Consider the following 26,754-nt stretch of genomic DNA (forward strand, 5'->3'; position numbering starts at 1 on the left):
CGCGCCATCAAACGCATCATCTCCCGCTACCGCATCAAGAAACCCGACGACCGGCAAGCTCCCACACCACCCCGCACCCCCACGCTCATACCACCCCACCCGAACTCTTAACCTAACGGCATTGGATCTTGTTCCAGTGTGTCCTGAATGCGAGGGGAATTCGATGTAGGACGAGTTGCTTGAAGCAGTGCTGCGTGACCGATGAAGGAATGGCCCTTCGAAGTCGCCCTGCGGGGCACGGCCGTTTCAAGATCCATGCGGGAGTCCGAGGATGTCGAACGGTCGGTACATGGCGCGGCTGGCCCAGCGGGTGGCTTCGGTGATCCCGCTGCGGCCGGCGAGGCGGTGTGCGCCGACGGCGAGGTTACGCAGGGCGGCCATGACACGGGGGCCGGAGCGGGTGCGCACGCGTGAGGCGTCCTCGGCGTAGAGCGTGTCCCGTACGAAGTGCAGCACTTCAAGCTGCCACTGGCCCGAGCACAGATGCGAGAGCTCGGCGGCACCGGCCCGCTCGGGGCTCACGCTGGTGACGCCCAGGATCGCCACCGCGCTCACCTGCTTCCCCTGCAGGTCGCTGACGTAGCGTTCGCACAGGAAGACCTGGCTGACATGCGGAAACGGCAGGTCCTCAGGTGCGGACAGGACCTGCATCGTGCGCCGCACACTGCGGCCGTGCCCACGTACGGTCTCCTCGTAGCCGATCGGCACCCGGCCCCAGTCCAGCGCGTCCAACGCGGTGAACAACCTGGGCTGATTGCCCTTCACCTGGAACACAAAGTCCGCGCCGAGCCCGTGCAGCACCCGGGCGTGCTCGCGCTGCGTGTGGAGCGCGTCCGCGGTGAACACCACCCCCTTCGCCTGCCTCCCCACCTGGTCCAACAACTCGTAGAAGGCCGGGATCTCGTTGCTCTTCCTCTCCATCTGCACCTGCCCCAGCACCAGTTGCCGACCGTGCTCCATGAACGCCAACAGCCGCACCGCCTTGCCGTCCTCGTCCTACGCACCCCGCAGCGCCTTGCCGTCCGCCGCCCACGCGACCAACCCCACCCCCACGTCTCCGGCTTCCGGCTTCGTCGGTTCCCGCGCGGCGGCCTCCTCCAGCAGCGCGCCCGGCAAGAAGCGCCAGCCGGCCGTGAAGCGAGCCGAGGATCTCCTTCACTACGCGAAGGCCCGTGACCAGTGGGAACGTCGCTCCTGCGGCTTCGGCTCCCAGGGCGAGAGGCTCTACGACTGGACCGCCTTCGCCGTCGAGAGAAGGACGAGTCCCCGGCCGAGGGGCACGCGCACTGGCTTGTCCTGCGCCGGTCCCCGCACCCCAACCGGCGGGGCAAGGACAATGAACTGCGCCGCGAGATCGCCTACTTCCTCGGCCACGCCCCCGCCGACGCCACGATCAGCGAGATCATTGCCCGGGCCGGCGGCCGATGGCAGATCACCAGCCGATCCCACCCATCACCCACCCTCAAGATCTCCGGCTGTAGTACGAGGTGCCGTGTTCTGCCCACAGGCGGAGCTTGTCGCGGTCGAGCCAGTGGATGAGGTTGGTCTCGCCCCAGGTCTTGGCGTCGCGGGTGAAGCCGCCGTTGGTGACGACGAAGGCGATGTCGGCGCCGTGGACGGGGCCGGCGGTGCCCTTCACCTCGTACATGGTGCGCGAGACCACCCGGCCCGCGACGGTGGTGTGCTTGCACTGCGCGACGAACATCCACCCGGCGGTGTCCCTACCGACCGCGTCGGCGGCCTGGTCGCCGCGCTGCCCGACGTGCCGGGCGGTAATCCCGTCACGGATCATCAGATCCCGCACCGCCAACTCGAACTGCGTCGGGTCCAGGGCGTCCAGGTCCGCCAGGGTCAGCCGCAGGTCCTTCAACCGCAGGGCACGAGCCCGGCCGGCGGCCCTGCGCCGCACCCACAGCACCACGCATACGGCAGCCGCCGCGGCGGCCAGGGCCGGCAGGACGTACCAGGCTTGCAGCAGGGCCCCGAGCGCGGCGCGGGCCAGCTGCAGCACGATCAGGAAGCCGAACAGGGCGGCGATGCCCGCGGCGATCCGTTCGTTGCGGTGGCGCGGCGGCCGAGGCAGCAGGGTCCGCCACCGCGCCGGGCGGCGGGTCACCGGGCGGCCGGCTGGGAGACGGTCGGCGTGGGTGTCGGGGTGCTGTTGGTGTCCGTTGTGGTGCTGAAGCCGCCGTGCAGCAGCCCCCACCCCAGGACGGCCGCGACCGCGAAGCCGATCCACTTGCCGCTGCTCTTCGCCCCACGGGTTGAGTTGTTGACCCAGTGGCCGCGCCGGTAGTGCTTGCCTTCGGGCATCGGAGTCCCCATCCACGAGCCGGCCGCCCGGTGCGGTCCGGTTCTCCCTCCGAGAGAAGCAGCAGCAACCGACAGAAAACAGTGGATCATCCGGCAAAGACGGCATTCCAGCCACGCTGGTGATGACGCACGCGGCGCTGCGACCTGGGGACCGTCCCGGAGGCCCGGCGTCCAGGGGCGGAAATCACGCCAGTTTTTGTGGCGGCCTCCGCGGAGAGCAGGAGAACGGCTTCACTGTTCGCCACACCAGCGCCCGGACGTCAGGGGCGGCATGCAGGAGCAAATCAGCCAAGTGTGCGAGAAACAAACACGTGTTGCGATCTTGTTGTGACGTTCCGTCAATATTTTCGGGTTCTCGACTAGACGTTTGGGGTTCCTGCGACGGCATCAGGGGTGAGGGCCGATTGCGCTCTCCCGGGGAAGGGGATACCCGGCGGCGTTCCGAAAGGTAACGAGTGATGTCCGACGGCATGACGCCGCCCGCGCACCGCACCGGGGGCACGGGCCCGATGCGCGCAGCTCAGCACCACCCGCTCCATCCCGTCCCGGCCCGCGTGCCGTGGGATCTGTGGTGAACGCCAGCCGCGCCGTGCTGCCCACGGCCATCGAGGAACACCCGTCGGTGGTGTGCGAGTCGTTCGTGCTCGGCAAGCGCGACATCTACGTGAAGACCGCGTACCTCAAGCTGGGTTCCCACGAGGATGCCCGTGAGGTCGCCAACGTCGCGCTGTTCAAGATCTTCAAGCGGTGGGACGACGCCCTGGCCAGCGAGAGCACCGCGGCGTTCGGCATGAAGATCCTCAAGGACGAGATCGCGGACACGCTGCGCAAGCGCGACCGCCGCCCGTGCTCACCGGCGGGCCTCGCCTTCGAGCCCACCGTGCGCCCGTTCGCCGGCATGACCAACGAGGACATCGACCAGGTCCCGATCCGCATGGAGCTCCGCGTCCACGAGCTGCAACCGCCGCTACCGCCCCGCGAGATCTGCCTGCACTGGCGGACGGGACGCAGCCCCTCTCCCCTGGCAGCCCGAGCGATCGAGATCGCGGTCGAGGTCGCGTCCGAACTGTCCCGGCAGATGTGAAACCCACACTGCGAAACGCCGGTTGGAAGGATCGTTGACGCGCCGCCCGGACCATCGGCGGGTCGCCAGTCGGCCCCTGTCAACTGCCGGGCCGCCCGACAACGCGGCGGGACGGACCTCTCGGCACCCAGCCCCCGTCACTCACCGAGGGGCCGCGGCGCAGGCGCCCTGCCAAGGAGCGGGCTGCCGCAGACTGAGTGCCGTTCCAGAGTCCGTGCCTCACGGGCGTGGGGCAGGTGAAGGAGTCACCACAAGTGATCGAACCGCTCATTTCCCGTGCCCGGGGACCCTGCCCGCCATGACCCCTCGGCGGGCCGACCGAGGCTGTCGGGCCTGGCGGACCGCCGCCATCGAGCAGGCATGCCGGATACTCTGGCTGCCCACCCTCCTCAGCCAGTTCCCCGACCTCGCCGAGGCCGCGTCCCGCGAGCGGATGTCCTGTCGCTTCAAGGCGTGCGGTATCCGGACAAATGGAAGCGCTCGCGCGATGGTGTACTCAGCCCATGTGCCGAGCTGCTCGGCAGGTCTGCCGGCTGCCGGTGTGTCCGAGGGCGGCGGCCAGGAGGAGAGCGGTGAGGGCGGTCAGGGTGGTGCCCTGCCAGCCGAGGGTGTTGAGCAGGGGGGCGGCGAGGCTGGTGCCGATGGCGCCGATCGTGAAGTAGAGCACGAGGTAGACGCTGCTGAGACTGCCCGAGCGCCCGGGGTCGAGGGCGATGATGCGGCTCTGGTTGGCGGCCTGGGCGGCGAAGCAGCCGGCGTCGAAGAGGGCGAGTCCGATCGCTGCGACCGGCGGAGTGTTCAGGCCGGTGGCCAGCAGGGCGGTGCCTGCCGCGGCGGCCAGCAGGGCAGCGGTGATCAAGGTGTACGGGGTGTACCGGTCTGCGAGACGTCCGGCGAAGGGGAGTACGGCGAAGCCGAGGATGCCGGCGAGGCTGTACAGGCCGATGGCTGTCGGGCCGAGAGAGTGCGGCGGCTTGGCCAGGTCGAGGGTGAGGGCGACCCAGATGAGGTTGAAGGCGAAGTACCACAGCCCGCCGGCGGCCACGGCTCGGCGCAGCTGCGGGTGGTGGCGCAGGAGCGGGGGAAGCGAGGCGAGTGTGGCGAGGTAGCTGTTGCGGGAGGAGGACCGCTGCCGGGGCAGGAGCATCGCGGCGGCGAGCGCACCGAGCAGGGCGAGGGCGGCGAAGACGAGCAGCATCCGCCGCCAGCCGAGGAGGTCGGTGAGTGCTCCCCCGGCCAGGCGGCTGAGCAGGATACCGGCCGACATGCCCGCGGCCACGGTGGCGACGCCGGTTCCCCGCCCGGTCGGGGCGTGGCGGCCCGCGATGTTGCCGGCCTGCGCCGCGACGCTGGCGGCCGCGCCGATGAGCAGGTAGGCGGCCAGGAGCACGACCGCGCCGGGCGCGGCGGCGGCGAGGGTGAGGGCGGCGGCGAGGGCGGCGAGTTGAGCGGCGATCAGGCGGCTGGGGGCGAGGCGGTCCGTGAGGGGCAGCAGGAAGGCGAAGCCGGCCACGCAGCCGGTGAGCGCGGCGGTCGGCACGAGGCCGATCACGGAGAGCGGGACGTCCAGGTCGGTGGCGACCGCGGTGAGCGCGGGCTGGATGGCGTAATTGTTCGCGATCGCCGTTCCGGCTATGGCGGCGAGCAGGAACGTGGCGCCCCGGGGAAGGGCGCCGGTCATGGCCGTGTGCCCCGGGCGAGGATGACGGCGTAGCGACACTCGGTGTCGGTGGTGTTGGCAAAGACGCGCTCGGTGGGCTCGCCGAGTTCGATGGTGTCGCCCCCGTCGAGTTCGTGGACGGTGTCTCCGTCGTGGAAGGTCAGGTGGCCGTCGAGGACCCAGACGACCTGTCGTACGAAGGCGAAGGCGGCGGCCGGATAGGGCACGCGAGCTCCCGGGGGCAGGTGGATCTCAGCGATCTCCGCGGGAAACTGCGGGCCGGTGATCTGGCGGCGCCGGTAGCCGGTGGCTGGGTCGCGCCACTCGGCCGCGTCGGCCTGGCGGTGTACTCCCCCGGTTCCTGTCGCGTCGTCCTGCGTTGCTTCGGCGAGGGTCAGCAAGGAGGCGATGCTGAGCTGGAAGGCCGCCGACAGCTTGCCCAGGACCACGGCGGTGGGGCTGCTCTCGCCGCGCTCGATCCGACTGATCATGGCCTGGGAGACGCCGGAGGCGTCCGCAAGCTGGGCCAGGGTCCACCGACGGCGTTCCCGTTCGGTGTGGACACGGGCTGCGATCCGGGCCACCAAAGGGTCTACTATGTTGGACATGAATCCAATATATGGGAGAAACGAGAAGGTGACGGTTCGCCGGGCGCTCCCTGGAGACGCGGAGGTCATCCGCGCGATCCGCAACCATGCGATCGAACACTCGACGGCCCTGTGGACGGACACCCTGCAGTCCCCGACCGAAGGCGCGGCCTGGCTCGCCGCCCACCTGGCGCGCGGCTCGGCGTTCGTGGCCGAGGTGGAGGGCGAGGCGGCCGGGTTCGCGGTACGGTCCGTGGCGGGAGAAGGACGGGTACCGCCACACCGTGGAGGACTCCGTCTACGTCCGCGAAGGCATGCACGGGCTCGGCATCGGCTCCGCGCTGCTGGCTGCGCTCATCGCCTCTGCGCGCGATGCCGGCCACCACGTCGCGGTCGCCGGCATCGAAGCCGAGAACACCGCATCCATCCGTCTGCACGAACGGTTCGGGTTCCGCCACGTCGGCACGGTACCGCAGGTCGGCACCAAGTTCGGCCGATGGCTCGACCTGACCATCATGCAGCTGCCCCTGACCTGAGGCGGCCCGCTCAGGGCCACCTCACACGCGTCTGCCACGCCCCCACAGGACAGGCCGACGGGAGCACGAGCTCGGGTGGGCCGTCGACCGGCAACGCCACCACACCTCCCTGGCCCAGGCCTTGGCCGCCAGAGAGTGCTCGCGGGTCGCGGGTACAGCCGGTCGACTTGACTGCGTGCGGGCCGCATCGGCTGGTGGTGCTCCGACGCGGCCCGCGTTGACGGTTGGTCAGGCACGTCCCCCCGCCGGGCCGAGGCTGGTCCAGAAGGCGTAGTGGTGTTCGGCGGCGGCGTCGGCGGTGCGTATGCCCCCGGTTCCGGGTGCGAGGACCAATACGTCGCGCGGGGTCCGGTATTTCGGCCAGGCGGGAAGTGCGTGGGCGTTCGGGTCGCCGGTCGTCGCGAAGCGCGTCCAGTAGCGGATCATCTTGTCTCCCAAGGCGCGCTGTTCGGGGGTGAGCGTGGTCGGCTGGTCGAAGAGGTAGGCCAATTCCGAGGCGTGGGTGGCGCCATAGCCGGGGATCGGCGGGAGCGGGTACAGGAACGGCGCTTGCGGGTCGGCGAACTCATAGGCGTAGACCGGTACATGCCCTTGGGTTCGATAGAACGTCGCGGTGTCGAGGTTCTGGCACCAGGACACCGAGGGCCCGCAGTCGGTCTGCGCGGCGAACAGCGCGAGGGTCGGCGTGCGGTACGCGGCGAGCGGGTACTGGGCGAGCACCTTGTCGGTGTCGGTGCCGTAGACCTCGCGCAGCAGCTGCGGGTACTGCTCGGTGGTGACCGGTTGGCCCGACAGGTCGTAGAACAGGGCCGCGTAGAAGTTCATCTCGTCGCGGGTGCCGCCGATGAGGACAGGGACCCGGTTCCAGCGGCCGGTGCGTATGGCGTTCTGAGGCTGCTGGGTCAGCACGTTGCCGTCCAGGCTGGGCACCCATCGACCGATGGGCGGCCCCTGCTGGGCGAGCAGCTCGGCGGTGGACTTGCCGCGCAGACACGCTGCGGCGCGTGCCGTGCCGGCGCAGCCTGCGGCTGTTGCGGTGGCGACGCCGGCCTGCGCGGCGCTCTGGTGGGTGGGGAATGGGTCGCGGCACGCGCCGGACTGCTCGATGGCCCTTTGGAACAGCCCGCGCGCGGTGGGTGAGACGAGGTGCGCGCACACGCTGACCGCGCCGGCGGACTGGCCCGCGATGGTCACGTTCCCCGGATCGCCGCCGAAGGCCGCGGCGTTGCGCTGCACCCAGCGCAACGCGGCCTGCTGGTCCATCAGGGCGTAATCGCCCGAGGCGGCGCCGGGTGCATCGAGTCCGGGGTGGGCGAGGAACCCGAAGACACCGAGGCGGTAATTGACGGTCACCACGACGACATCGCCCATCGAGGCCATCCGCCCGGCCGGGAACTCAGCTCCGGTCCCGAACACGAACGCACCGCCGTGGAACCACACCACCACCGGCCGCCCGTGCGGCGCCTGACCACTGCGTCCCAGCGGCGTCGTGACGTTGAGGTACAGGCAGTCCTCCGCGCCCACGACCTGCGTGCCACCGTCGGTCGGGAGCTGGGCGCAGGCACTCGCGGTCGCGGTGGCGTCCCGCACGCCGCGCCACGGCGCGGCCGGCCGGGAAGCCTGCCAGCGCAACGCGCCCACCGGCGGCGCCGCGTAGGGGATCCCATTGAACACTCGGTGGTCGCCGGAGACCATGCCGCCGACCGCTCCTCGGTCGGTCCGCACGACCTGGGTCGTGGCACCGCCTCGCGTGGCAAAGGCGGGGGACGAAGCGCCGGCCAGGCCCGTGATCAACAGGGCGAGCACCAGCAGCATGCTTCTTGCGTGACGCAGGCGTTCGAGCCTTCGGCCCACGGTGGCCCTCCAGGGGTGAGGCGATCAATTGACACGTGTCAGCACTCGACGCGGAGACTATCGCGCAATTTCGACTACGGCCAGATTTCCGACATGAATAATCGAGGCGTGAGGCCGCTCGCAACCCGCGGCCCGTCCTGTCGACCGCCGTCCCCGCACACGTCGAACAGGGACTGCCTATCCAGCCTTGGCCTACCTCGACGGCGGCATGCAGGCGTCGCCCCGATCGACGCACCGGGCGAGGCGGACATGACCTAGCAAGAGGACCGGCACACCGCCGCGGTCGCCGAACTCGTACAGGCCAAGGCCGAAGGCGCCGCCACCGCCGCCCCAAGTCCGACAATCCGCAAGAGTGCCGACGGTGACTCGCACGGGGTTGGTGCGCACCGGACAGCCTGGAAGCGACGCGCCGAAACCTCCAAGTTATCGAACATGACATCACATATCCTTCGCTGCGCGGGTGCCGCTGCGGCGCCCGCCGGATGCGCGGCCCACCTGCCGGTAGCCCGGCCGAGGGCTCGAGTATCCGAGCAGGACGACCAGCCAGTATCCCAGGAGGAATTCCACCGTGCAGAAGATCACCCGTCTCGGTCTCGCCGTCGCGACCGCGCTCGCGGCCGTAGCCGTGTCCGCTCCGTCCTCTCCGCCGACGAGAGCGGTGGCCACGGCCACGGCGGGCGTCCTGCCGTGTTCGCGCAGACCGACAACACGGCGGGCAACCAGGTCGTCGCCTACCACCGCGGCGCGGACGGGCGCTTGGCCCAGGCCGGTGTCTACAACACCGGCGGTCTCGGTGGCGCGCTGGATGGTGCGGTCGCCGACCACCTCGCGTCACAGGGTTCCCTGACCTACGACCCCCGGCATGCCCTGCTGTACGCGGTGAACGCGGGCAGCAACACCGTCACCGTGTTCTCCGTCGACGGCGACCGCCTCGAACGGCGCCAGGTCGTGGCCTCGGGCGGCCGCTTCCCGGTCAGCGTCGCCGTCCACGACGACGTCGTCTATGTCCTCAACACCCTGAACGGCGGCTCGATCCAGGGCTTCACCGTCGAGGGCGGACGCCTGCGGTCGCACGCGGACTGGAACCGCTGCCTGGGTCTCGACCCGAAGGCCACCCCCCAGTTCGTGAACACCCCCGGCAGGTCGGCTTCACCGGCGACAGCACCCAGCTGATCGTGACCACCAAGGCCAACGGCAACAGCATCGACGTGTTCGATCTGAAGCACTCCGGCGCCCCTGTCCAGAAGCCGGTCGTCACCGTCCAGCCGGGCGCCGTGCCGTTCGGCTTCGTCTCTCGGGGCAAGCACGACCTCTTCGTCACCCAGGCCGGCCCGAACGCCGTCGCCACCGTCCACGTCCACCGCGACGGCACGGTCATGCAGACCGCCGACGCGCTCACCGGCCAGGCTGCGACCTGCTGAATCACCGCCGTGGGCGGCGACATCGTCTGCGTACAGCAGGTCGTCCGGATCCGCTGTCTGCCACACCGGGTGGTAGGCGGGGATGGTGGTCAGAACCTCCACGCGGGTCAGGGGCCTGAACTCCTGCCAGATGTGGACCCGGGAAGCGAGCATGTCCTTGCGGCTGAGGACCTGGTAGGTATTGCCGCCGCCGACGAACACGACCGCGATGTCGGTGTAGAGGTCGTCGAACAGGTGCCGGAAGTACTCGAACGACTCCTCCCGCAGCCACTGGGCCTCATCACAGACCAGGACCCGGAATTCCTCAGCGAGAACGTCCTTCAACAGTGTGTCGAACGCGGTGGGCTGCCGGGGCGGCGAGCCGGGCAGCCCGAGCACGTTGAACAGGTTATGGCGGATGTCCAGCACCGTGGGGCGGCCGCGGAACTCGATACACGGAGTCTTGCCGAGCGGGCACCTGCTGCGGATCCGGCAGCAGCACGACCCCGCACTCCCCCTGCCGGGGGAGGCTGTCCACCTCAGGTACAAGCCGGTGGGTCAGCGGGGCACCACCGTGATCCCGAGCATCCGCGCGCCTGTCTCGGTACGGGGCCGATGGCGGCTGCCCGGCGCGAATACCACGTACGTACCGGGTCCGTGGCGCTCCTCCCCCTCGATCACCTCGCCGCTGAGCACGTAGTAACGCTCCTCGGTGGCGTGTACGTCGACCTCCGGCCACTCGGCTCCCGGGGCGAAGTCGATCAGCCAGCCGCGGGCGTACTCGGTCATCGGCAGCCTGCGGCGCACGATCCCGGGCACGACCTCGACCGGTTCGACCTCCTCGACCTGGACGGTGGTCTTCAGCGCTGTAGTTCCATTCGTTTCGCTCATGAGGCCACTGTGGTGCAGGCCGACTCTCGGTTCGAGAGTCCAGGAAGACATCCATGGGTATATTCCTGCCATGAGCCGTCACCGCGTGGTCGCCCTGGTGAACCAGCCCCAGTCGCCCTTCGAGCTTGCCTGTGCTGCCGAGGTCTTCGGCACCGTCCGGACGGGAGTACCGGTGCGCTACGACTTCCGGGTGTGCACCGAGCGCCCCGGGCCCGTGGCGACGACCGTCGGATACTCGATGCTCGTCGACGCCGGGCTGGCCGCCCTGGAGAAGGCGGACACCGTCGTCGTCCCGGGCTGGCAGCCGCCGGGCGCCCCGGTGTCGCCGGCCGTCCTGGCCGCGCTCCGGGGTGCGCACCGCCGCGGGGCCAGGATCGTCGCCATTTGTACCGGAGCGTTCCTGCTGGCCCGGGCCGGACTGCTCGACGGCCGCCGCGCCACCACCCACTGGTGCCGCACCGACCAACTCGCCGCGGCCTTCTCCGAGGTCGAGGTGGACCCGGACGTGCTGTACGTGGACCACGGCGACGTGGCGACCAGCGCGGGGACCGGTGCCGGCATCGACCTGTGCCTGCACCTCGTACGCTCCGACCACGGCGCGGCGTACGCCGCTCAGATAGCCCGGAGCATGGTGCTGCCGCCACACCGGGAGGGCAGCCAACTCCAGTACGCCGTGCAGCCCGCCCCTGCCAGGGCAGACGGGTCACTGGCACCCCTGCTGGAATGGGCCTCCTCCCGGCTCGACGCCCGGCTGACCCTCGACCGGCTCGCCGAGCACGCCGGACTGTCGAGTCGAACCCTGGCCCGACGCTTCACTCAACAACTCGGCACCAGCCCCGGCCGGTGGCTGCTCCGCCAACGCATCGAGGCGGCACGGGTTCTGCTGGAACAGACCGACCTGCCGGTGGAGGCCATCGCGACGCGGGTCGGCCTCGCCTCCGCGGTCAACCTGCGCCACCGCTTCCGGGCCGCCATCGGCACCACCCCCGGCGCATACCGGCGAGCCTTCGGCGAAGCCCAGTAGGAGGCTTCAACCAGTGAACACGCGCACCGGCCTCACCCGTTACGAGCAAACTGGTGCCGGTGCGGCCAGGCTAGGCCAGGCCGCCGAAGCCCGTACGGCAAGCCGCAGGCCCAGCCCGGTCACCAGGCGCGCCTCAGCTCACCGCCTGCTTCACGAGCGCGCCGATCCGCGTCTCCACCTCGGCGGTCACCTCGGTCAGGGCGAAGGCGGCTGCCCGCATCGGGCCCTCGTCCAGCTTCGCCAGGTCGCTGAACCCGAGCGTCGCGTACCGGGCCTTGAACTTCTCCGCGCTCTGGAAGAATCAGACGACCCTGCCGTCCAGTTTGTGCGGGCATCCCGTACGAGAGCTTCGGCGCGAGGGCTGGGGCGCCGGCGGTGATGACGGCATGGACGCGCTCGGCCGTGATCCGGTCCGAGTCCTGCATCTCGGCGATCCTCGCGAGGACGTCCCGCTCCGCCTCCGCCGCCTTGTCCGCGCGCGAGCTGCGGCGCGCCGCCGCCTTCTGCTCCTTGGCGTGGCCCTTCATCGCGACCCGCTCTTCGGCCGTGAATCCCTGGTACGTGCTGTCTCGGCCGCTCTTGACAGATCTCCCCCTTGACGATCTTGATGTGTCGGACTTTGAGAGGGGCCGTTATCCCGCTCGCCGACAACGGGCGCACGCGCGCCCAATAAGCGTCTGCGTCTCCGCGGGGTGAGTCGGAGCACCGGGTACTCCCGGTCGGTCTCGCGCTGGTACTTCTCGTAGCACGGCTGGGCGGTGGCGATGCGCCTCCAGGCCTGCTCCCGCTCGTCGCCGTCGAGCACGTGGGGCGTCACCGGGGTGCCGGCGCGGCCGGTGCCAGTCCGGGTGCCGGTCCTTCCCGCCCGACGGACGACCAGCCAGGCGCCGGTTGCCAGCCGTCAGCGGGACGTCGGCCTATGCCCCGTCGTCGAGTGCGAAGCGCAGGTAGCGGTCCGCGGAGCGCCGCAGTGCGGCTGCCCCGTCGGCAGCGACGACCCGTCCCCAGAACGCGCCGTATATGCGGGCGAAGTCGAAGGGCTCGACCAGTTCGAGCGCGCGGCGGATCGTGCTCGGGCGCTCGGGAATGAAGTTGGGGATGCTGTACATGAAGCTGAGCCACTTGCGGTCCATCACGACCATGAAGATGTCGCCGCTGAACAGCGCCCCGCGCCCTTCGGGGTCGTCGGCCCAGTGCAGCACCGTGCCACCGGCGAAGTGCGTTCCCGCGTTGACCAGCGTCATTCCGGGCGCGATCGGGTGGGTGTCGCCGGCCCAGTAATCGATCGTCGGGTCGGGCCGGCCGACCCAGTCGCGGTCCGCCGCGTGGATGTACACCGGGGCGCCGAAGACCCGGCCCCACTCGGTCATGACACCGTAGAAGTGCGGGTGACTGACGGCGATCGCGCTGATCCCGCCCAGCTTCTCGATCTCGGCGGCCAGGTCGTCGTCGAGGTAGCCCACGCAGTCCCACAACACATTGCCGGAGGGTGAGCGGATCAACAGGGCTCGCTGGCCGACGGCTACCGACGGATCCGCGCCGACCCCGATCACACCCGGGCCCTCCTCGCGGAGCCGACCGCTGCGGCCACTCGCGCGCAACTCGGCCAGCGAGGTCCACTGTTGGCCCGCCCAGGCGACGTACTGCCGTTCGTCCAGACAGACCGGGCAGTCAGCGCGGGGCGCGTCGTACTGCACACCGCAGGTGGCACAGATCGGCAACTGAAGGCCGGTGACCGGCGCGACCGGCTTCGGAGACGATATGTTCGACGACGACATGAGAGCCCTCCCGACGAGGAATACCGCTGGTTGACGGTACCCGGACCAACAGCCGCCGCCGGATGGCTTGTTCCCGGCAAGCCACATCGTGCAGGCACCGAGGCGAAGGGACTGGGCCGAAGGCCCTTTCCGGGGCTCCGCGGCGCCGACCACGGCCGCGGGCCTCCGCGCCTCAGCGGAAGGCGGCGGCGTGCTCAGCTGCCCACTGCCGGAAGGGCCTGGCCGGGGAGCCGTTGACCTGCGAGACCGTGTCGCGCACCTGAAGCAGGGCGTCGTTGACGTCGCCGCCGGTCACGTCGAGTACCGCGCCCGCGGCCTCGTCCCCGAAGACCGCGGCCATCTGGGCGTGGGCCTCCGCTCGGCTGATCTCCGCGAAGGGCACGTCCCGCCCCAGTACTTCCGCGATGGAGGCCACCTGCTGACGGGCCGTCACTCGTTCCGGGCCGGTCAGGGCGTACGTCCGGCCCGGATGGCCGGGCCCGGTCAGCGCCACGCGCGCCACCGACGCGATGTCCGCGGGGTGGATCGTGGGCAGGCCTACGTCGGCGTACGGCATGCGGACCGCCTGCCCGTCGCGGATCGACGCCGCCCACATCATCGCGTTCGAGGCGAACTGCGTTGGTCGCAGGATCGTCCAGGCCATGCCGCTGTCCTTGAGTAGCCGTTCGACGGCGAGGTTCTCGCCGGCGGGGCCGAGGTGCGGATGCGTCTGGACGGTGATGGACTACACGAGCACCACGTGCTCGACACCCGCCTGTCAGGCGGCCTCGAGGATCTCGGCGTCCGAGCCCGGCCGCGACACGAGGAACAGCGACCGCACACCCTCCAACGCGGGCTTCAGCGACGCCGTGTCGGCGAAGTCACCCTCGACCGCCTCGACCCCGGCGGGGAACGCCGCCCGTGAGGCGTCGCGGGTCAGCCCCCGCAGCAGACCGGCACCGCATGCGTGCAGCTCCGCCAGCAGGGCACTTCCTATGTGTCCGGTGGCTCCTGTCACGAGGATCACGAGCGGCCTCCCTTTCGTCGGATGATCAATGTGAGCGGCTCCGCATTGCCCTGTCCGGCTAGGCCGCGAGATCGGGGAACCCCATCAGCACCGAGGGCAGCAGCGGCTCGCCCTCGACAGGCTGCACCTCGCCGCCGACTGCGCCGTAGCCACCGCCGTACCGCTCCACGACAGCCCGGACTCGCGCGGAGTACTCGGCCGGCTCGTCCGGTCAGTGACCTCGACGTTGTCGAACAGTGCGTACGCGGCCATGGAACTCACACCTTCAGCATGGCAAGATTGTTCCGTTCGGGACTGTCCCGAATTTACTCCCGATCGGGACTATCCCGCAAGCGAGTGCCGTGATGGACGAGTTGTTCGACGATCCGCGTTGGGAGGCCTACGGGATGCTCCGCGAGGCGTACCTGGCCGTGACCGCGCACATCGACGCCGAGGTCAGCCCGCAGGGCGGCACAGACGCGTCGATCTCGGACGCGCTGTTCCGCCTGGCCCGTACCCCCGGCCACGCGCTGCGCACCGTGGACATCACCCAGGCCCTTGCCACGAGCACCACCCGCACCACCCGGCTGCTCGACACCATGGAACAACGCGGCCTCGTCACCCGCAACGCGCATCCGACCGACCGGCGCGCCACCCTCGTGACACTCACCGACGACGGGCTCGCGAAGGCGCGACGGCGCAGCGCCCTGGCCCTGACCGCGAGCCAGCGCCACATCCAGGACGTACTGGCACCGGACGAGGTGGCCGTGATGACCGCGATCCTGCGCCACCTCCGCAACGCCAACCAGAAGGCCCACTAGACGAGTACTCCAGCAGCGGTTCGGTATTCCGCAGGTCAGGTGTGCCGCTGGTCCGCTCTCCGAACGCGATCCCGGTGAGGTCGGCCAGGCTGCGGCGGGCCGGCACCCAGCGGCCCCGGCGGTGTTCCGCGTCGTCGAACTCCCCGACAGCGGGCAGACGGGCGCACGCCCAGTCGTAGATCTGCGGTCCTTTCGCGCCGTCGCCGCACGACATGCGCTGCCACGCCTCGGGCGCAGCGTGCCCGATCAGCGCGTGGCCACCGCCTTGAGCGGCTGCACGGCGTGATGGCGTGATGGCGTGATGGCGTCCGCCAAGCATGGCCCTGATCGTGCTGCGGGACAGTCCGGCGAACGGCATCTCGCGCATCCCGATGTCGCGCATGGCCTCGCCGTCACGGGCCGGTGGCAGCAGCCGTGCCGGCACCGGAGGTCCGGCAATCATGAGCAGGTCGGAGACAGGCAGGTCACGATCGGCTGCCAGCTCGTGCGGCCGCTCGAGACCGTACCTCCGCCCGTTGGTCACCAGGTCTCGCAGCACCCCGGTCCGCGTCATGGGCCTCACGCGACGCGGCGTCCATCGGCTGCCGTGTGCCCTGCGGTGCCCGCGTGAGGCTGCCGTGCCCTCGATGCGAAAAAGGCCTCGGCTGCCGACGGGTACGCGCAGTACGCTGCACCGCATGGTGTCTCCTGATCGTCTGCTCGCCTTCGCGGCCATGTCGTTCCTGCTCATCGTGATCCCGGGTCCCAGCGTGCTGTTCGTCGTCGGGCGGGCCCTGGCGCACGGGCGCCGCGCCGCGCTGACGACCGTTGCCGGGAACACTGTCGGGGCGTACACCCTGGTGGTGGCCGTCGCGCTGGGCGTCGGCGCGACCGTGGAGCGGTCGGTGCTGGTCTTCACCACGCTCAAGCTCGTGGGCGCGGCGTACCTGGTGTACCTGGGCGTCAAGGCGGTACGCCGTCGCAAGGCGCTGCCCGCGGCGTTCGCCGAGGACGGGCGGCCGGTGCGCGGGAGCTTCCGGACGTTCTGGGACGGGTTCCTCGTGGGCGTCGCCAACCCCAAGACGATCGTGTTCTTCGCCGCGGTGCTCCCGCAGTTCGTCGACCGCGACCAGGGCCACGTGGCGGTGCAGATGCTGCTGCTCGGCCTGGTGTTCAACGTGATCGCGGTGGCGTCCGACAGCGCGTGGGGGCTGGTGGCCGCGACCGCGCGGGGCTGGTTCGTCGGCTCGCCGCAGCGGCTGGCCGCGGTCGGCGGCCTCGGCGGGCTCGCGATGATCGGGCTGGGTGTGACGGTCGCGGCGACCGGCCGCAAGGACTGACGGAACAGCGCCTGTAGCGGTCGGCGCCCGCACACGGCACGACGGTACGCCGGAGGTCCTCGATGAACTCCGGGAACCGGGCCTCGATTTCGGGGAACTTGAGCATGAGGCCGCGCCGAGTACGTTCTGGGCCCGGCGGAACCAGGCCAAAAACGCCCGTTCGGCCGGGGCGAGGGTGAAGTAGATGATCAGATCGTCCCTGCCGACTGGGCTCGACGAGGACGGCAGTCCTCGCGCACACCGCCAGACGGCCAGCTGCTTAGCGGTCGCGGTGAGCCGTGCCGCTGTGCGTGGTCCGGGGAGAGGCCAACGTGCATGGCTGCCTCAGCTACTGGTGTTCCGCCGCCACAAGGTCCAGGACCCGTCTGCGGGCCGGAGCAGGGAGAATCCGGTCCTCGGCGCGTCGGTGGCGCTCCGCCAGGTCCGCTATGTGAGCTGTGCAGCAGGCTTCGCGGGAGCAGCCCCTGCGCCACAGCGTCAAGGGAGTGTACCGGTCGTGGTCCAGACCCGACGGGTCGGCTTCCTCGGCCGCGAGGCGCGCGGCGCCGGTCCTCACCCGTTGCCTGACGACAGAGTCAAGCTCAACGAACAGTCGTGTTGATGAAGCTCAGGATCCCTGCGCTGGAGGCGCTGCGTGCAAGGCCCGGTATTCGCTGGCCGACATCCCCGTGGCTGCCCGGAACGCGCGGGCGAACGCGTCCGGTTGGGGGTAGCCCCAGCGCGTGGCGATCGCGTGGATCGTCAGATGACGCAATGCCGGATCGGCCAGATCTCTGCGGCACCGGTCCAGGCGCTGCTCGCGGATGAAGGTGCGCGGCGTGGTGCCGTTGTCCTGGAAGACCCGGTGCAGATAGCGCAGCGAGACATGGTGCGCGCCGGCCAGGGCCTCGGGGCCCAGGTCCGGGTCGGCCAGGTGCTCGGTGACGAATGCGCTCATCTTCAGGAACGTGCCGTGCTGCTGAGACTCGCCGTCGCCGTCCCGGGGCGCGTCGTCCTCCTGGGCCAGGACCGCCGTCAGCAGATCTACCGCCGTCGCCCCGAGGCGCGCCGCCTGCTGCGGGGTGCAGTGCGGGTACTGCTGTGAGAGTTCCACCAGAAACTGTCCGAACAACCGCCCCACTCCCTGCGTCCATGGCCGCGACAGCCCGCACAGCGCGGTGAACCGCTGGTGTGGCAACCGCAACAGGCTCTTGGGGAACTGGAACAGGAGCGCCTGCCCGGGTGTTTCGCCCGCCTGGGTGTCGAAGGGGCGCGAGCTATCGAAGAATCCCATGTCGCCTCGGCACAGCAGGGAGCTCTGCCGGTTCTGCTCGATGCCGATCTCGCCGTCCGTTGCCACGGCCACGTGGTACATCTCCGGGTCCGACTGGCGCACAAGTCGCGGTGTGCGCTGTGCGATGAGCGAGGCGTACGAGAGCGTCGACAACTGTCCCACGCCCAGCGGCATGATCTCCATCCGGGCACTGAACCGTGCTGTCTCCAGGAACTTCACCCGCTGGGTGACCTGGGCCAGCGCCATTGTCTCAACCCATGCGGCGGGCCTTTCCGCTACGGGGACCTCGACGGTGTCGAAGACGAGGGGATGCATGTCCGCTCCGGCGATGGTGAAGGGATCTTGGGACTTCAGCCAACTGCAGTGGCGGGTGATGTGGAAGTGCGTTCCACGCCAACCAGTGTGCGCATGGCGCCAACGACAGTCCGGAATCCGCTCGGCCAGGATCTTGGTTGCCCCCCTCCCGGGATGCCGGGGGTCACCGGGAGGGGTGGGCACGACCGCACAGGACGAGGCGCCCGTACCGACGGCACGGTGGAAGGAACGGCATGCGACTGAACCTCGGCCGACGCCTGGGGCGCGGCGCGGCGGCGTTGGGGCTTGTTGTCATGATACTGGCCGGCGGGGGCGCGGTGCCGGCCGCCGCGGCCGTCGGCCCAAAGCCCGCGCCCACGCCCACATCCCCGGGGAAGGACCCACGCCCACCGGGGTCGGCCACGGGAACGGACCTGTCCAAGGACAAGCGGTACCAGGGCAAGAACCTGCTGTTCCACCCGCTGCTGCTGCCGATCGTGGACATGCGCCTCGACTTTCACCGAAGGCTGGAGTCCGATCGCGACGAGGCATTCAACGCGTACCGCAACGGTGCCGTCGAGCTGATCAATCCGGTCGGCCTGCCCACCCTGACGATGACGAGGATGCTGACGGAAAAGGCCGCCCCTTCCGCCGACCACGCCTACTGGCGGAACTCTCTCCTCCGGCTCGACTCGGTGACGCCGTTCCTACCCCGGACCGTCGAGACCAAGCTGCGCGGCGCCGGAGTAACCCAGCTGCTGGCCGTGAGCGCGCTGAACCTTCCGGAACAGGAGGAAGCGACCTCCTCGAGGGTCGTTCCGAGAGAGCATTCGGAGGCCGTCATCCAGCGTCACCTCCAGGACTACGGGATACCTCCGAGCGCTCGGGTGCTCGGTGCCTCGGAGCGACAGCAGTGCCCGCTGTGCGCGGGCCTCTACCCGCAGGACATGCCGACCTACTTCGCCTGGCGCTACGGCTTGTCCGTCGAGGAGACGGCGGAACAGCAGCGCCAGGTCGTCGCAGTCGGGAAACGGACCGACCAGAGCGCGAAGTGGCGCGCGGAGGAGACACGGCGGACCAAAGAGAAATTCACCAACCTGACGCGGACCCGTGCCGCCGCCGCGAGGCAACAGATCGAACTGGGGCTGGATGCCGCCAAGAAACTCGGCACGCAGCACCCGAACTCCACGGCAAGCGCGGCCCTCCAGCTCTTCGCTCACCCCCTCGACCCGATCGGCAAGCCCTGCCCACCGGCCGGCACTGCCCAAATGAGCCTCGCGGCGTTCCGGCGTGCCGGCCCCTGCGACGAGAGCACGGGCGAATCCTCCCCGGCGGGAGGCGACGCCGCCACGTCCACCGGCCTGGGCCAGATCCTTTCCGGCGGCCCCTCCACGGCGCCCGGCGGCATCGACTTCACTACGATGGAACTGCGCTACCTGGCGGACCCGGGGGACGGCAGCGGCCTGCAGTACTCCTTCGAAGCGGGCCGCGACCCACTGCGCGGGGACGCGCGCACCAGCACCGGAATGGACGCTGCCACCCTCAGCTCGGACGCCTTCTTCGTATGGCTGTCGCTGCGCCCCAGCGACTTCTGGGTCAATCTCAACCCTGACGAGCCCGACCGCATCGTCGATGCCCGCCTCGGGTCCACCGACGCCGGCCGCGTGCTGCTCCAGGCCGACCTGCGGATGAAGAAGACCGTAGGCACGCTGATCCATCCCGACACCGGGTCCGGCAAGGAGTTGTGGAACCGCGTCAAGGGGCAGTGTCTGTCGTTCCGCACCTGGATCGTGCCCGCGCCCGCCTCCGTGCACCAGGACGGCGACAAGCTGTACATCCTCGACGCGCCGCTCGACGTCAAGATGGATACCCAGTACCTCAAGTCCCGTGGCGTGACGCGTGGGCAGAGTTGCCCCCGCCAGGAAGCGGCCACCGAGGAGCACAACGAGCAGGTGTACCGCACTCTGGTGCTGCCCGAACTGAAGCGGGCCATCAACACCGGCCCGGACTACGCCGACCTGCGCCGCGTCTACCTGGCCCGGGTGGCCGCCGAGTGGTACCGAAACCTGAGCCGCACCCGGCACACCACGTACGGCGCCCTGGTCGACCGGGGAGACGCGAGAGCCTGGCCCGGCAAGACGTCCTGGAAGCCCACCGACACCTTCGACGAGTATGTGAAGTCCTACACCAAGGGCGAGTTCAAGGTCACCCGGCACACCACTCAGGGCAACGCGGAGTATGTCACCACCTACACCTACGGGGGCGTCGACCTGAGCACGGTGCCACTGCGTGACGCTCCGGCCGCGACGTTCGCCGCGAACGTGAAGCGCTCGCTGCGCGCCTCCGACAACCCCGGCCCGGGCGATTCGTTCTGGCTCGGCGCGCCCACGCCACGACAGGCCGCGGGCCTGGATGCCGGGGACGGGGCGTTGTCCGCCACCGCCCTTGCGCTCCGCGTACTGCCCGCGCTGCTGGTGTCGGTGGCTGGGCTGCTGTGGTGGCGCAGTCGTCGCCTGGGCGCCGCCGGTTCCGCCAGCCCTCTGCGCCGCGCGGCCGTTTCGGGTCCGCGCATCCTGTCCCGTACCCGGAGGCCCCGATGACCCACCCCGGCCCTCGACCGCCCGGATCGCCGGAGCCCTCCGGCCCGCCTCAGCGCCCGCACATCCGGCTCATGGCCGCCGTCGGCGTACTCGGGGCGGTGGCGCTCGGGCTCGGCACCCTCGCCGCGTTCACCACCGACTCGCCAATACCGCTGCCGGAGAAGATGCCCACCCTGCCTTCGCGTCCCGGCACGCTCCCGCTGCCTTCCGATTTCCCAACCGGCTTGCCGTCGGACTTCCCCACCGCTCTGCCATCGGACTTTCCGACCGACCTGCCGTCGGACTTCCCCACTGGTCTGCCGTCGGGCTTTCCCACAGCACCCCCGGTTCCACCCCGTTCGGAGGCCCCCGATGACGCTACCGCTGTCGCCCCCGCCACCCCCGCAGACCCCTCCGGACACCTTCCGGCGCCCCTGGCGGATCGCCCTGGCCATCGCTCTCGTGCTTTCCGCAGCCTTCGCCACGGCACAGGTGCTGTACTGGGCCGCGCCGGAGATCCACTCACCGCTGCCGTGGATGCGGATCTATCTGCTGCCCCAGCCGCCCGCGCTGAAGCTGACCCGAGTGCTGCTGTACACGGGCTGGGGCATCGCCCTGCTGCTCTCTCCGGTGCTGTACGCCGCGCACCGCTCCGGCCGAGTGCGCGGCGTGCGCGCCTGCCGTGCTGCCGTCCTGGCCGTGCTGCTGCTGCCGTACACCGTGATGGCGCTCGATGCTCTCTCCGGTGCCCCGTTGACCGCGTTACTGTGCCTGCCGACCTCCGGCGTCGCGCTGTTGATCGTGCACCGCGCCCAGCTGTACCTACGGCTGCCCGCCCGCCTGACGCTGATCGCCTTCGGCTGGGGCGCGCTGGTGGGAGCCGGATTCGCGATCGTCATGGAGATGTGGTTCGCCTGGTACGCGGGCGGATACCTCATGGACTTCCAGCACCCGCGCGGCTCGATCCGCACGCTCCTGGCACTGTCCGCGCTCAACGCGGACCTCTTCGCCGAACTGGGCAAGGCGGCCGGCGTCGCCCTGCTCGTCCTCGTCTTCCGACGGTACGCCGACGGGCTGGTGCCCGGAATGGTGCTCGGAGCCGCCGTGGGCATCGGCTTCAACCTCACCGAATCCGTCCGCTATGTGGCGGAGATCGAACCCGGCCAAGCAGCCGCCCAGTTCTGGACCCGCCAGGTTGTAGGACTGCTGACCGTGCACACCGCCTTCACCGCGCTGGCGGGGGCCGGGTTCGGTACGGCGTTGAGGGCCACCACCCGCCGGGACCGGTTCACCGCGTGCGCGGGAGGTCTTCTCGCCGCATTCGGCGGCCACTTCCTGCTCGACACGGCCATGCCGCTGCTCGACCGGTGGCGCAAGGATCTGTTCGCCGACAACGCAGTGCTCGGGGTGCTACTGGGCGTGCCGCTGGTCACTCTGCTCGCCACGGGCCCGTTCGTGGTCATCTGTGTCCTGCTCCTGCGGCGGGGTCTGCGCGACCAAGCGGCCGAGCTGCGCGCGGCTCTGCCGGTCGAGACCACGGGCGGCGCCCGCGCCGTGACACCCGCCGAGTCCGAGCTGTTGCTGTCACCTCGCCGTCGCCTGCTGCTCGAACTGCGGGTGTGGCAGCGCGACGGCACCGCCGGGCTGCGCCACCTGATCCGCCTCCAGCAGAGCCAGTTACGCCTGTTGGCCGCACCGCTGGCTCAACAGCGCGAACACGTCATGGAGTTGAAGGGCTTCGCGATGCGTCCGAACGTCCATCCGGCACGCCCCGAGCAAGGAGTCCCGTCGTGACACGATCCCGCACCGCCCGGCCTCTCGCCCTGTTCGCCCCGCTCCTCGCGACGGCCTTCGTACTGGTGACGCCGGATCGTGCAGCCGCGCAGTGCGCCGCGCCCAACTACCGGGGCGGCCGCGAGCTCCCGAGCGGCGGCTGCCCCACACACGCCGCCGCCACCGCCTCCGCCGCCGTCTGGGCCTTCCTGGCACTGGCGGCCGTGGCATTGCTGATGCTCACGATGCGCCGGCTGCGGGCCGTCACGGACGCGGATCTGGCGGTCGTCGACGCCGGCTTCGCGGCCGGCCGGGAGGAGACACCGTCCTGGCATGACGACGCCATCTGACGCCACCGGTCGGCGGAGAGCCGATTGGGCCGGTGGCGCGGGCGCCCGCGCAGTCCCCGGATGCGGGGTATAGCGTCCAGCAGTTGACGGCCGCTCGGTGTGGCCCAGTCACCAGGGTCCGCGGCGAGCGCGGCCTCGGTCTGCTCCGAAGCTGGCCGCCGGCCGTATGGAAATCCGCTGGTGTTCGTTCCCAGGTGCCCGGAGAATCACGGCGCATGGGGACTGAGGTGCCCCGAAGTCTCCGGACAGAGACCCAATATGATCTCTGTTCAAAGGAAGCGAGACAACAGTGGCACCGCCCAGCAAGTACTCACCGGAGTTCCGCGAGGAAGCCGTCCAAATCGCCCTGAGATCAAGTAAGACGGTCACCGAGGTTGCTCGGGAGATCGGCCTCAATTCGGAAACCCTTCGTGGTTGGGTGAAGAAGTATCAGAACCAGCCGGAGCCGTCTGCCGATGCAGAACTGACGTTGAGGGAACGCGCGCGCCTCAAGGAACTCGAGCGACGCAACCGTGAACTGGAAATGGAAAACAGCTTCCTGAAAAAAGCCGCAGCGTACTTCGCCAAGGATCACCGGTAAGTGACAAGTTCGAGTTCATCGATCAGATGCGGCTCGACGCTGCGGGTACGCCTTCCCCGTCGAATTCATGGGCACCAAACTTCATGTCTCCCGCTCCAGCTACTACGAGTGGCGTGACAGGCCGGAATCCGCCACTGCAACTCGCCGGGAAGAGCTTAGAGTTCTCATTTCAAAGATATTCGAGGATTCCGACAGCACATACGGGTACCGACGCGTGCACGCCCAGCTTCGCCGCTGGGACGTGCAGGCAGGAGCGGAGCTGGTCCGCCAGCTCATGCGAGAGCTCGGTCTGGTCCCCTGCCAGCCCAAGCCCAAGCGGTTCAGCCTGACCAAGGTCGGCCTGCCGTTCCCCGTCCCTGACCTCGTCGCCCGCAACTTCACCGCCGATAAACCGGGCGAGAAGATGGTCGGGGACATCACCTATATCCCGACCGGCGAGGGATGGCTCTATCTGGCGACCGTTATCGACTGCTGCACCAAGGAAGTGATCGGCTATGCCATGGATGACAACTACCAGACCCCGCTAATATCTCGTTCCATCAGGAATGCGGCACGCAATCGGAAGCTCGCAAAGAAGGCCATATTCCACTCCGACCGCGGCAGCAACTACATGTCCGCCGAATATGGGAAGACTCTCGATCAACTCGACCTCCGCCGCTCGGCCGGCCGCACAGGAATCTGTTACGACAACGCCATGGCCGAGTCATTTTTCGGCGCCCTTAAGAACGAACGCGTAGCGCGTATGACGTATGCCACGCGAGAAGAGGCCCGACAGGACATCACGAGATACATCGAATTCTGGTACAATCGCAAGCGACTTCACTCGGCGATCGGATATCTGACGCCGCATGAGGCCTATTTCGAGCATCGCAACATGCGACTCGCCGCGTAGATTTCAGCTGCCTGGCGACTGTCCGGAAAACGCGAGGCCCCTCAGTTTAGGTTGCCCATCAATTCCGCAACGTCCCGCCCCCGGCGTCTGTCGCCTACCCCCAGCTCACCCCGGCGATTCGTGTCCGATCGGGCGCCGTGTTGCGGGTCCGAGCGGTCCGCAGTGGGCGAACAGAGGTCAGGCCCCCGGCGGTGCCGGGGGCCTGATGAGTTGCGATGCGCTGCGGTGCGGCCGCCTACCAGCGATACCAGCGACTACGGCCGCCGCCGGAGTGCGTGCCCCGCATGACGAAGCCCAGCAGCCAGACCACCAGGACGACGACGGCGACCCACCACAGGATCTTCAACGCGAAGCCGGCACCGAACAAAATCAGCGCGAGCAGTAGAACCAGAAGCAACGGACCCATGGTTATCAACCTCCTGACCAGCGGATACCCCGGGTGGGATCGCTCATTCACGCGAATTTCCGTTGGCCGATCGGCCGGTGCGGCCCGCAGACGAAGCGCCCCCGAAATTGGCGCAAAAGGCAGGTATTGACCCCGGCAGCCTGGGTAGGCGGCCGAGTGCACCACCCGCACCGATCTTGGAGGAAACCTCATGGGCACCGGAGACAAGGCCGAGAACACCGCAGACAAGGCCAAGGGCAAGATCAAGGAAGCCGCCGGTAAGACCGTCGGCAACGAACGCCTCGAAGCCGAGGGCAAGGCCGACCAGGCCAAGAGCGATGTGAAGCAGGCCGGCGAGCACATCAAGGACGTCTTCAAAGACTGATCGCCGGCATTCTCAGGCCCCGGGGCCGCAGCCGATCACGGCTGCGGCCCCCGCGCTGTCCGGTCCGCCAGCCGGGATACAGCGACTTACGGCATGGCCACGCGCAGCGCCCGGCTGAGAGCGGCCGCGGTGGAAGACGCGAGAGTGCCGACGACCTCGTGGACCTGGTCGCGGTAGAGGGTCAGGATGTGGTCGGCGGAGACGAAGCCGGTCAGCGGGTCGTTGCCGCCGGTGGCGACCCGGCTGGGCGATGAGCCGCCGGCGCCCAGGACGCGGGCGGCGAGGAAGCTGTCGAGTTCACTGTTGCGGATGTCATTGGAGATCACCACCCACACGTCGGTGCGCCCGCCGGCACGTGCCTGGACGATGTCGCCGCGGTGCGGGACATACTCCTGCTCTGCCTTCACGCGCCCACCTCGGCCGTGATGCGGCCAGCGGCGGCGCCGGCCGCCTCCCGCAGGGCTTGTTCCTGGTCCGGGTCGAGCTCGGCGCGCAGTCGGCGGTAGCCGGCGCGCAGCGCCTCGTCCTGTATCCGGGCCATCAGCGTCGCGTGCGCGTACGCCTTCATCGAGATCTGCTCCCGGCCGGCCGATTCGCGCAGCGCTGCCAGTTCCTCATCGGTGAAGGTGATCGTCAGTCCAGGCATATCCCCAACGGTACCGGAATCCGGAACCGGATTTTGGTAGCGCTTGGCGTCCGACACTCTGCGATACTCAGCCCGCCGCCGACCTCCGGCGCCCACGATCATCCTGAGAGGAGTGCCGCCGCATGGACCGCCTGCAGGTACGCCCGCTCCTTCCCGCTTCCGGCGGCCTGGCGGTGCTGGCGGTTTCCGGAGAACTCGACCTGGACAGCCGCGCCACCCTGGACGCCGCTGTCGCCCCCCTCACGGACGCCGGATACACGCAGGTCGTCCTGGACTGCGGCCGCCTCACCTTCTGCGACTCCGCCGGTCTGAACTGCCTGCTCATCTGGCACCAGCGACTGGAGGACGCGGGCGGCACCCTGGTCCTGGCCGACCTCACTGCCGCCGTGACCCGCCTCCTGAAACTCACCGGCACCGATCAGGTGTTCGTCCTGGCCGACAACCGTGACCAGGCCCGACAACGCCTTCTCCCACCTTCCTCGCAATAACCGGACGCGCCGAGCGGCAACCGACGGCGCAACGCCAGCCCTCGGCGACGGCGGCTGTTCCGCAGAGTGGAAAAGCTGCCGCGTCTCAGCTCAGAACGCGGGAAGCCGCGGCTGCCGACGCATCCGGGTGCGGGCGGGGATGCGCAGCAGCTCGTGCAGGGACGTGCCGTGCTCCGCCCACAGCCCGGGGCCACCGCGGCCCCGGCTCGCGACCCCCCGCGCAGGAGGATCGGCCCCAGGACGGGGTGTGCCGCCCGCCCCCAGGGACCAGGTACCGGCGGGTCAGGCGGAGGTGAGGAGGTGCGTGCGCAGGTGGGCCAGGGTGCGGTTCAGGAGGCGGGAGACGTGCATCTGGCTGTAGCCTAGCTCTTTGCCGATCTCAGCCTGCGTCATCTCCTGACCGAAGCGCATCTGCAGGATCCGCCGGTCCCGTTCGCTGAGCCGGGCGATCAGGGGCTTGAGTGCCAGGAGGTTCTCCACGCCCTCCATGGCCGGGTCGACATCGCCCAGGCGGTCGGCCAGCGCCGTGTCACTGTCGCCCTCCTCACCAGCGGAACCGGGCGGCAGGTCCAGCGTGCCGGCGGTGTAGCCGTTGGCGGCGACCAGACCCTCGGTGACCTCCCGCTCGGTGACCTCCAGGAACTCGGCGAGCTCGGTGGTGGTGGGCCGGCGATCCAGTCGGCTCTCCAGTTCCTCGGTGGCCTTGACGAGCTCCAGGCGCAGTTCCTGAAGCCGGCGCGGCACGTGGACGGCCCAGCTGGTGTCGCGGAAGAACCGCTTGATCTCCCCCGAAATGTAGGGGACGGCGAAGGTAGTGAACTCCACCTCGCGCGACAGCTCGAACCGGTCGATCGCCT

28 protein-coding genes and 4 pseudogenes are annotated in these 26,754 nt (G+C 69.6%); 14 read left to right on the top strand and 18 right to left on the bottom strand.

Annotated features, from left to right (window positions below):
* Window positions 1-246: 246 nt before the first annotated feature.
* From QMK24_RS35495 to QMK24_RS35505, 3 genes are all read right to left on the bottom strand, one after another.
* The gene (locus QMK24_RS35495) at window positions 247-978 is read right to left on the bottom strand and encodes an ISAs1 family transposase (protein ID WP_283470990.1); all 732 of its coding nucleotides are present in this window, start codon (window positions 976-978) and stop codon (window positions 247-249) included.
* A 484-nt stretch (window positions 979-1,462) separates the two neighbouring features.
* Window positions 1,463-2,116 (bottom strand): restriction endonuclease, encoded by a 654-nt coding sequence (locus tag QMK24_RS35500; protein ID WP_283470991.1) that lies wholly within the window; start codon window positions 2,114-2,116, stop codon window positions 1,463-1,465.
* The gene (locus QMK24_RS35505) at window positions 2,113-2,313 is read right to left on the bottom strand and encodes a hypothetical protein (protein WP_283470992.1); all 201 of its coding nucleotides are present in this window, start codon (window positions 2,311-2,313) and stop codon (window positions 2,113-2,115) included. The genes QMK24_RS35500 and QMK24_RS35505 overlap by 4 nt, the downstream gene beginning before the upstream one ends.
* A gap of 571 nt (window positions 2,314-2,884) precedes the next feature.
* Between QMK24_RS35505 and QMK24_RS35510 the strand changes: the two genes are divergently transcribed.
* Window positions 2,885-3,397, top strand: coding sequence for an RNA polymerase sigma factor (locus QMK24_RS35510; protein WP_283470993.1), 513 nt, complete (start codon window positions 2,885-2,887; stop codon window positions 3,395-3,397).
* Window positions 3,398-3,893: 496 nt separating this feature from the next.
* Here the strand turns inward: QMK24_RS35510 and QMK24_RS35515 are convergent, their stop codons facing one another.
* Both QMK24_RS35515 and QMK24_RS35520 read right to left on the bottom strand, forming a co-directional pair.
* Window positions 3,894-5,078, bottom strand: coding sequence for an MFS transporter (locus QMK24_RS35515; RefSeq protein WP_283470994.1), 1,185 nt, complete (start codon window positions 5,076-5,078; stop codon window positions 3,894-3,896).
* Entirely contained in the window at window positions 5,075-5,665 is a 591-nt protein-coding gene (locus QMK24_RS35520) for a helix-turn-helix domain-containing protein (RefSeq protein WP_283470995.1), read from the bottom strand. Before QMK24_RS35520 ends, QMK24_RS35515 begins: the two co-directional genes overlap by 4 nt.
* A 263-nt stretch (window positions 5,666-5,928) precedes the next feature.
* Here QMK24_RS35520 and QMK24_RS35525 point away from each other — a divergent pair, with 263 nt between their 5' ends.
* The gene (locus QMK24_RS35525; RefSeq protein WP_283470996.1) at window positions 5,929-6,180 is read left to right on the top strand and encodes a GNAT family N-acetyltransferase; all 252 of its coding nucleotides are present in this window, start codon (window positions 5,929-5,931) and stop codon (window positions 6,178-6,180) included.
* Window positions 6,181-6,408: 228 nt separating this feature from the next.
* Here QMK24_RS35525 and QMK24_RS35530 read toward each other — a convergent pair whose 3' ends face one another.
* The gene (locus QMK24_RS35530; protein ID WP_283470997.1) at window positions 6,409-7,995 is read right to left on the bottom strand and encodes a carboxylesterase/lipase family protein; all 1,587 of its coding nucleotides are present in this window, start codon (window positions 7,993-7,995) and stop codon (window positions 6,409-6,411) included.
* Window positions 7,996-8,721: 726 nt separating this feature from the next.
* Here QMK24_RS35530 and QMK24_RS35535 point away from each other — a divergent pair.
* Both QMK24_RS35535 and QMK24_RS35540 read left to right on the top strand, forming a co-directional pair.
* Entirely contained in the window at window positions 8,722-9,207 is a 486-nt protein-coding gene (locus QMK24_RS35535) for a lactonase family protein (RefSeq protein WP_283470998.1), read from the top strand.
* Between the two features lie 2 nt (window positions 9,208-9,209).
* Window positions 9,210-9,455, top strand: coding sequence for a hypothetical protein (locus QMK24_RS35540; protein WP_283471016.1), 246 nt, complete (start codon window positions 9,210-9,212; stop codon window positions 9,453-9,455).
* A 189-nt stretch (window positions 9,456-9,644) separates the two neighbouring features.
* Here the strand turns inward: QMK24_RS35540 and QMK24_RS42090 are convergent.
* Together QMK24_RS42090 and QMK24_RS35550 are read right to left on the bottom strand one after the other, a co-directional pair.
* Window positions 9,645-9,983 (bottom strand): annotated as a pseudogene (locus QMK24_RS42090) (ATP-binding protein); the annotation flags it as partial.
* A 9-nt stretch (window positions 9,984-9,992) separates the two neighbouring features.
* The gene (locus QMK24_RS35550; protein WP_283470999.1) at window positions 9,993-10,325 is read right to left on the bottom strand and encodes a cupin domain-containing protein; all 333 of its coding nucleotides are present in this window, start codon (window positions 10,323-10,325) and stop codon (window positions 9,993-9,995) included.
* Between the two features lie 70 nt (window positions 10,326-10,395).
* Here QMK24_RS35550 and QMK24_RS35555 point away from each other — a divergent pair, with 70 nt between their 5' ends.
* Window positions 10,396-11,349, top strand: a complete 954-nt coding sequence (locus QMK24_RS35555; RefSeq protein ID WP_283471000.1) for a GlxA family transcriptional regulator — start codon at window positions 10,396-10,398, stop codon at window positions 11,347-11,349.
* A gap of 133 nt (window positions 11,350-11,482) precedes the next feature.
* Here the strand turns inward: QMK24_RS35555 and QMK24_RS35560 are convergent.
* The 5 genes and pseudogenes from QMK24_RS35560 to QMK24_RS35580 form a co-directional block, all read right to left on the bottom strand.
* Window positions 11,483-11,876: pseudogene (locus QMK24_RS35560) on the bottom strand (DUF1801 domain-containing protein).
* A complete protein-coding gene (locus QMK24_RS35565; protein ID WP_349307948.1) occupies window positions 11,873-12,247 on the bottom strand; it encodes a nitroreductase/quinone reductase family protein in 375 nt (124 codons plus the stop codon). Before QMK24_RS35565 ends, QMK24_RS35560 begins: the two are co-directional and overlap by 4 nt.
* Before the next feature lie 19 nt (window positions 12,248-12,266).
* Window positions 12,267-13,127, bottom strand: a complete 861-nt coding sequence (locus QMK24_RS35570) for an MBL fold metallo-hydrolase (protein ID WP_283471001.1) — start codon at window positions 13,125-13,127, stop codon at window positions 12,267-12,269.
* A gap of 172 nt (window positions 13,128-13,299) precedes the next feature.
* Window positions 13,300-14,133 (bottom strand): annotated as a pseudogene (locus tag QMK24_RS35575) (NAD(P)H-binding protein).
* 58 nt (window positions 14,134-14,191) lie between these two features.
* Window positions 14,192-14,326: pseudogene (locus QMK24_RS35580) on the bottom strand (DUF1330 domain-containing protein); the annotation flags it as partial.
* Between the two features lie 151 nt (window positions 14,327-14,477).
* Between QMK24_RS35580 and QMK24_RS35585 the strand changes: the two are divergent.
* Both QMK24_RS35585 and QMK24_RS35590 read left to right on the top strand, forming a co-directional pair.
* Window positions 14,478-14,933 carry a MarR family winged helix-turn-helix transcriptional regulator gene (locus QMK24_RS35585; protein ID WP_283471002.1) on the top strand — a complete coding sequence of 152 codons (456 nt, stop codon included), beginning with the start codon at window positions 14,478-14,480 and terminating at the stop codon, window positions 14,931-14,933.
* Between the two features lie 677 nt (window positions 14,934-15,610).
* Window positions 15,611-16,252, top strand: coding sequence for a LysE family translocator (locus QMK24_RS35590; RefSeq protein WP_283471003.1), 642 nt, complete (start codon window positions 15,611-15,613; stop codon window positions 16,250-16,252).
* Between the two features lie 607 nt (window positions 16,253-16,859).
* Here the strand turns inward: QMK24_RS35590 and QMK24_RS35595 are convergent.
* Window positions 16,860-17,840 carry an AraC-like ligand-binding domain-containing protein gene (locus QMK24_RS35595; RefSeq protein WP_283471004.1) on the bottom strand — a complete coding sequence of 327 codons (981 nt, stop codon included), beginning with the start codon at window positions 17,838-17,840 and terminating at the stop codon, window positions 16,860-16,862.
* A gap of 233 nt (window positions 17,841-18,073) precedes the next feature.
* Between QMK24_RS35595 and QMK24_RS35600 the strand changes: the two genes are divergently transcribed.
* From QMK24_RS35600 to QMK24_RS35620, 5 genes are all read left to right on the top strand, one after another.
* On the top strand, window positions 18,074-20,419 hold the full coding sequence (locus QMK24_RS35600; protein WP_283471005.1) for a hypothetical protein: 2,346 nt from the start codon (window positions 18,074-18,076) through the stop codon (window positions 20,417-20,419).
* Between the two features lie 351 nt (window positions 20,420-20,770).
* Window positions 20,771-22,192: a PrsW family glutamic-type intramembrane protease gene (locus tag QMK24_RS35605; RefSeq protein ID WP_283471006.1), complete on the top strand. Its 1,422-nt coding sequence runs from the start codon at window positions 20,771-20,773 to the stop codon at window positions 22,190-22,192.
* Window positions 22,189-22,521 (top strand): hypothetical protein, encoded by a 333-nt coding sequence (locus QMK24_RS35610; protein WP_283471007.1) that lies wholly within the window; start codon window positions 22,189-22,191, stop codon window positions 22,519-22,521. The genes QMK24_RS35605 and QMK24_RS35610 overlap by 4 nt, the downstream gene beginning before the upstream one ends.
* 289 nt (window positions 22,522-22,810) lie before the next feature.
* Window positions 22,811-23,101 (top strand): transposase, encoded by a 291-nt coding sequence (locus QMK24_RS35615; protein WP_283471008.1) that lies wholly within the window; start codon window positions 22,811-22,813, stop codon window positions 23,099-23,101.
* A gap of 67 nt (window positions 23,102-23,168) precedes the next feature.
* The gene (locus QMK24_RS35620) at window positions 23,169-23,993 is read left to right on the top strand and encodes an IS3 family transposase (RefSeq protein WP_283471009.1); all 825 of its coding nucleotides are present in this window, start codon (window positions 23,169-23,171) and stop codon (window positions 23,991-23,993) included.
* A gap of 235 nt (window positions 23,994-24,228) precedes the next feature.
* Here QMK24_RS35620 and QMK24_RS35625 read toward each other — a convergent pair whose 3' ends face one another.
* Window positions 24,229-24,399 carry a hydrophobic protein gene (locus QMK24_RS35625; protein ID WP_250988917.1) on the bottom strand — a complete coding sequence of 57 codons (171 nt, stop codon included), beginning with the start codon at window positions 24,397-24,399 and terminating at the stop codon, window positions 24,229-24,231.
* 190 nt (window positions 24,400-24,589) lie between these two features.
* Here QMK24_RS35625 and QMK24_RS35630 point away from each other — a divergent pair, with 190 nt between their 5' ends.
* Window positions 24,590-24,763 carry a CsbD family protein gene (locus tag QMK24_RS35630; protein ID WP_283471010.1) on the top strand — a complete coding sequence of 58 codons (174 nt, stop codon included), beginning with the start codon at window positions 24,590-24,592 and terminating at the stop codon, window positions 24,761-24,763.
* 86 nt (window positions 24,764-24,849) lie between these two features.
* Here QMK24_RS35630 and QMK24_RS35635 read toward each other — a convergent pair whose 3' ends face one another.
* Both QMK24_RS35635 and QMK24_RS35640 read right to left on the bottom strand, forming a co-directional pair.
* On the bottom strand, window positions 24,850-25,170 hold the full coding sequence (locus tag QMK24_RS35635; RefSeq protein WP_283471011.1) for a type II toxin-antitoxin system PemK/MazF family toxin: 321 nt from the start codon (window positions 25,168-25,170) through the stop codon (window positions 24,850-24,852).
* Window positions 25,167-25,409, bottom strand: a complete 243-nt coding sequence (locus QMK24_RS35640; RefSeq protein WP_283471012.1) for a hypothetical protein — start codon at window positions 25,407-25,409, stop codon at window positions 25,167-25,169. Before QMK24_RS35640 ends, QMK24_RS35635 begins: the two co-directional genes overlap by 4 nt.
* Window positions 25,410-25,531: 122 nt before the next feature.
* Between QMK24_RS35640 and QMK24_RS35645 the strand changes: the two genes are divergently transcribed.
* Window positions 25,532-25,897: an STAS domain-containing protein gene (locus tag QMK24_RS35645; protein ID WP_283471013.1), complete on the top strand. Its 366-nt coding sequence runs from the start codon at window positions 25,532-25,534 to the stop codon at window positions 25,895-25,897.
* A gap of 282 nt (window positions 25,898-26,179) precedes the next feature.
* Here the strand turns inward: QMK24_RS35645 and QMK24_RS35650 are convergent.
* The coding region (locus QMK24_RS35650; protein ID WP_283471014.1) for a sigma-70 family RNA polymerase sigma factor at window positions 26,180-26,754 on the bottom strand (575 nt) is incomplete at its 5' end.

Origin of the sequence: Streptomyces sp. PH10-H1 (assembly GCF_030063355.1) — a bacterium.
In the GTDB taxonomy this organism is placed as follows: Bacteria; Actinomycetota; Actinomycetes; order Streptomycetales; family Streptomycetaceae; genus Actinacidiphila.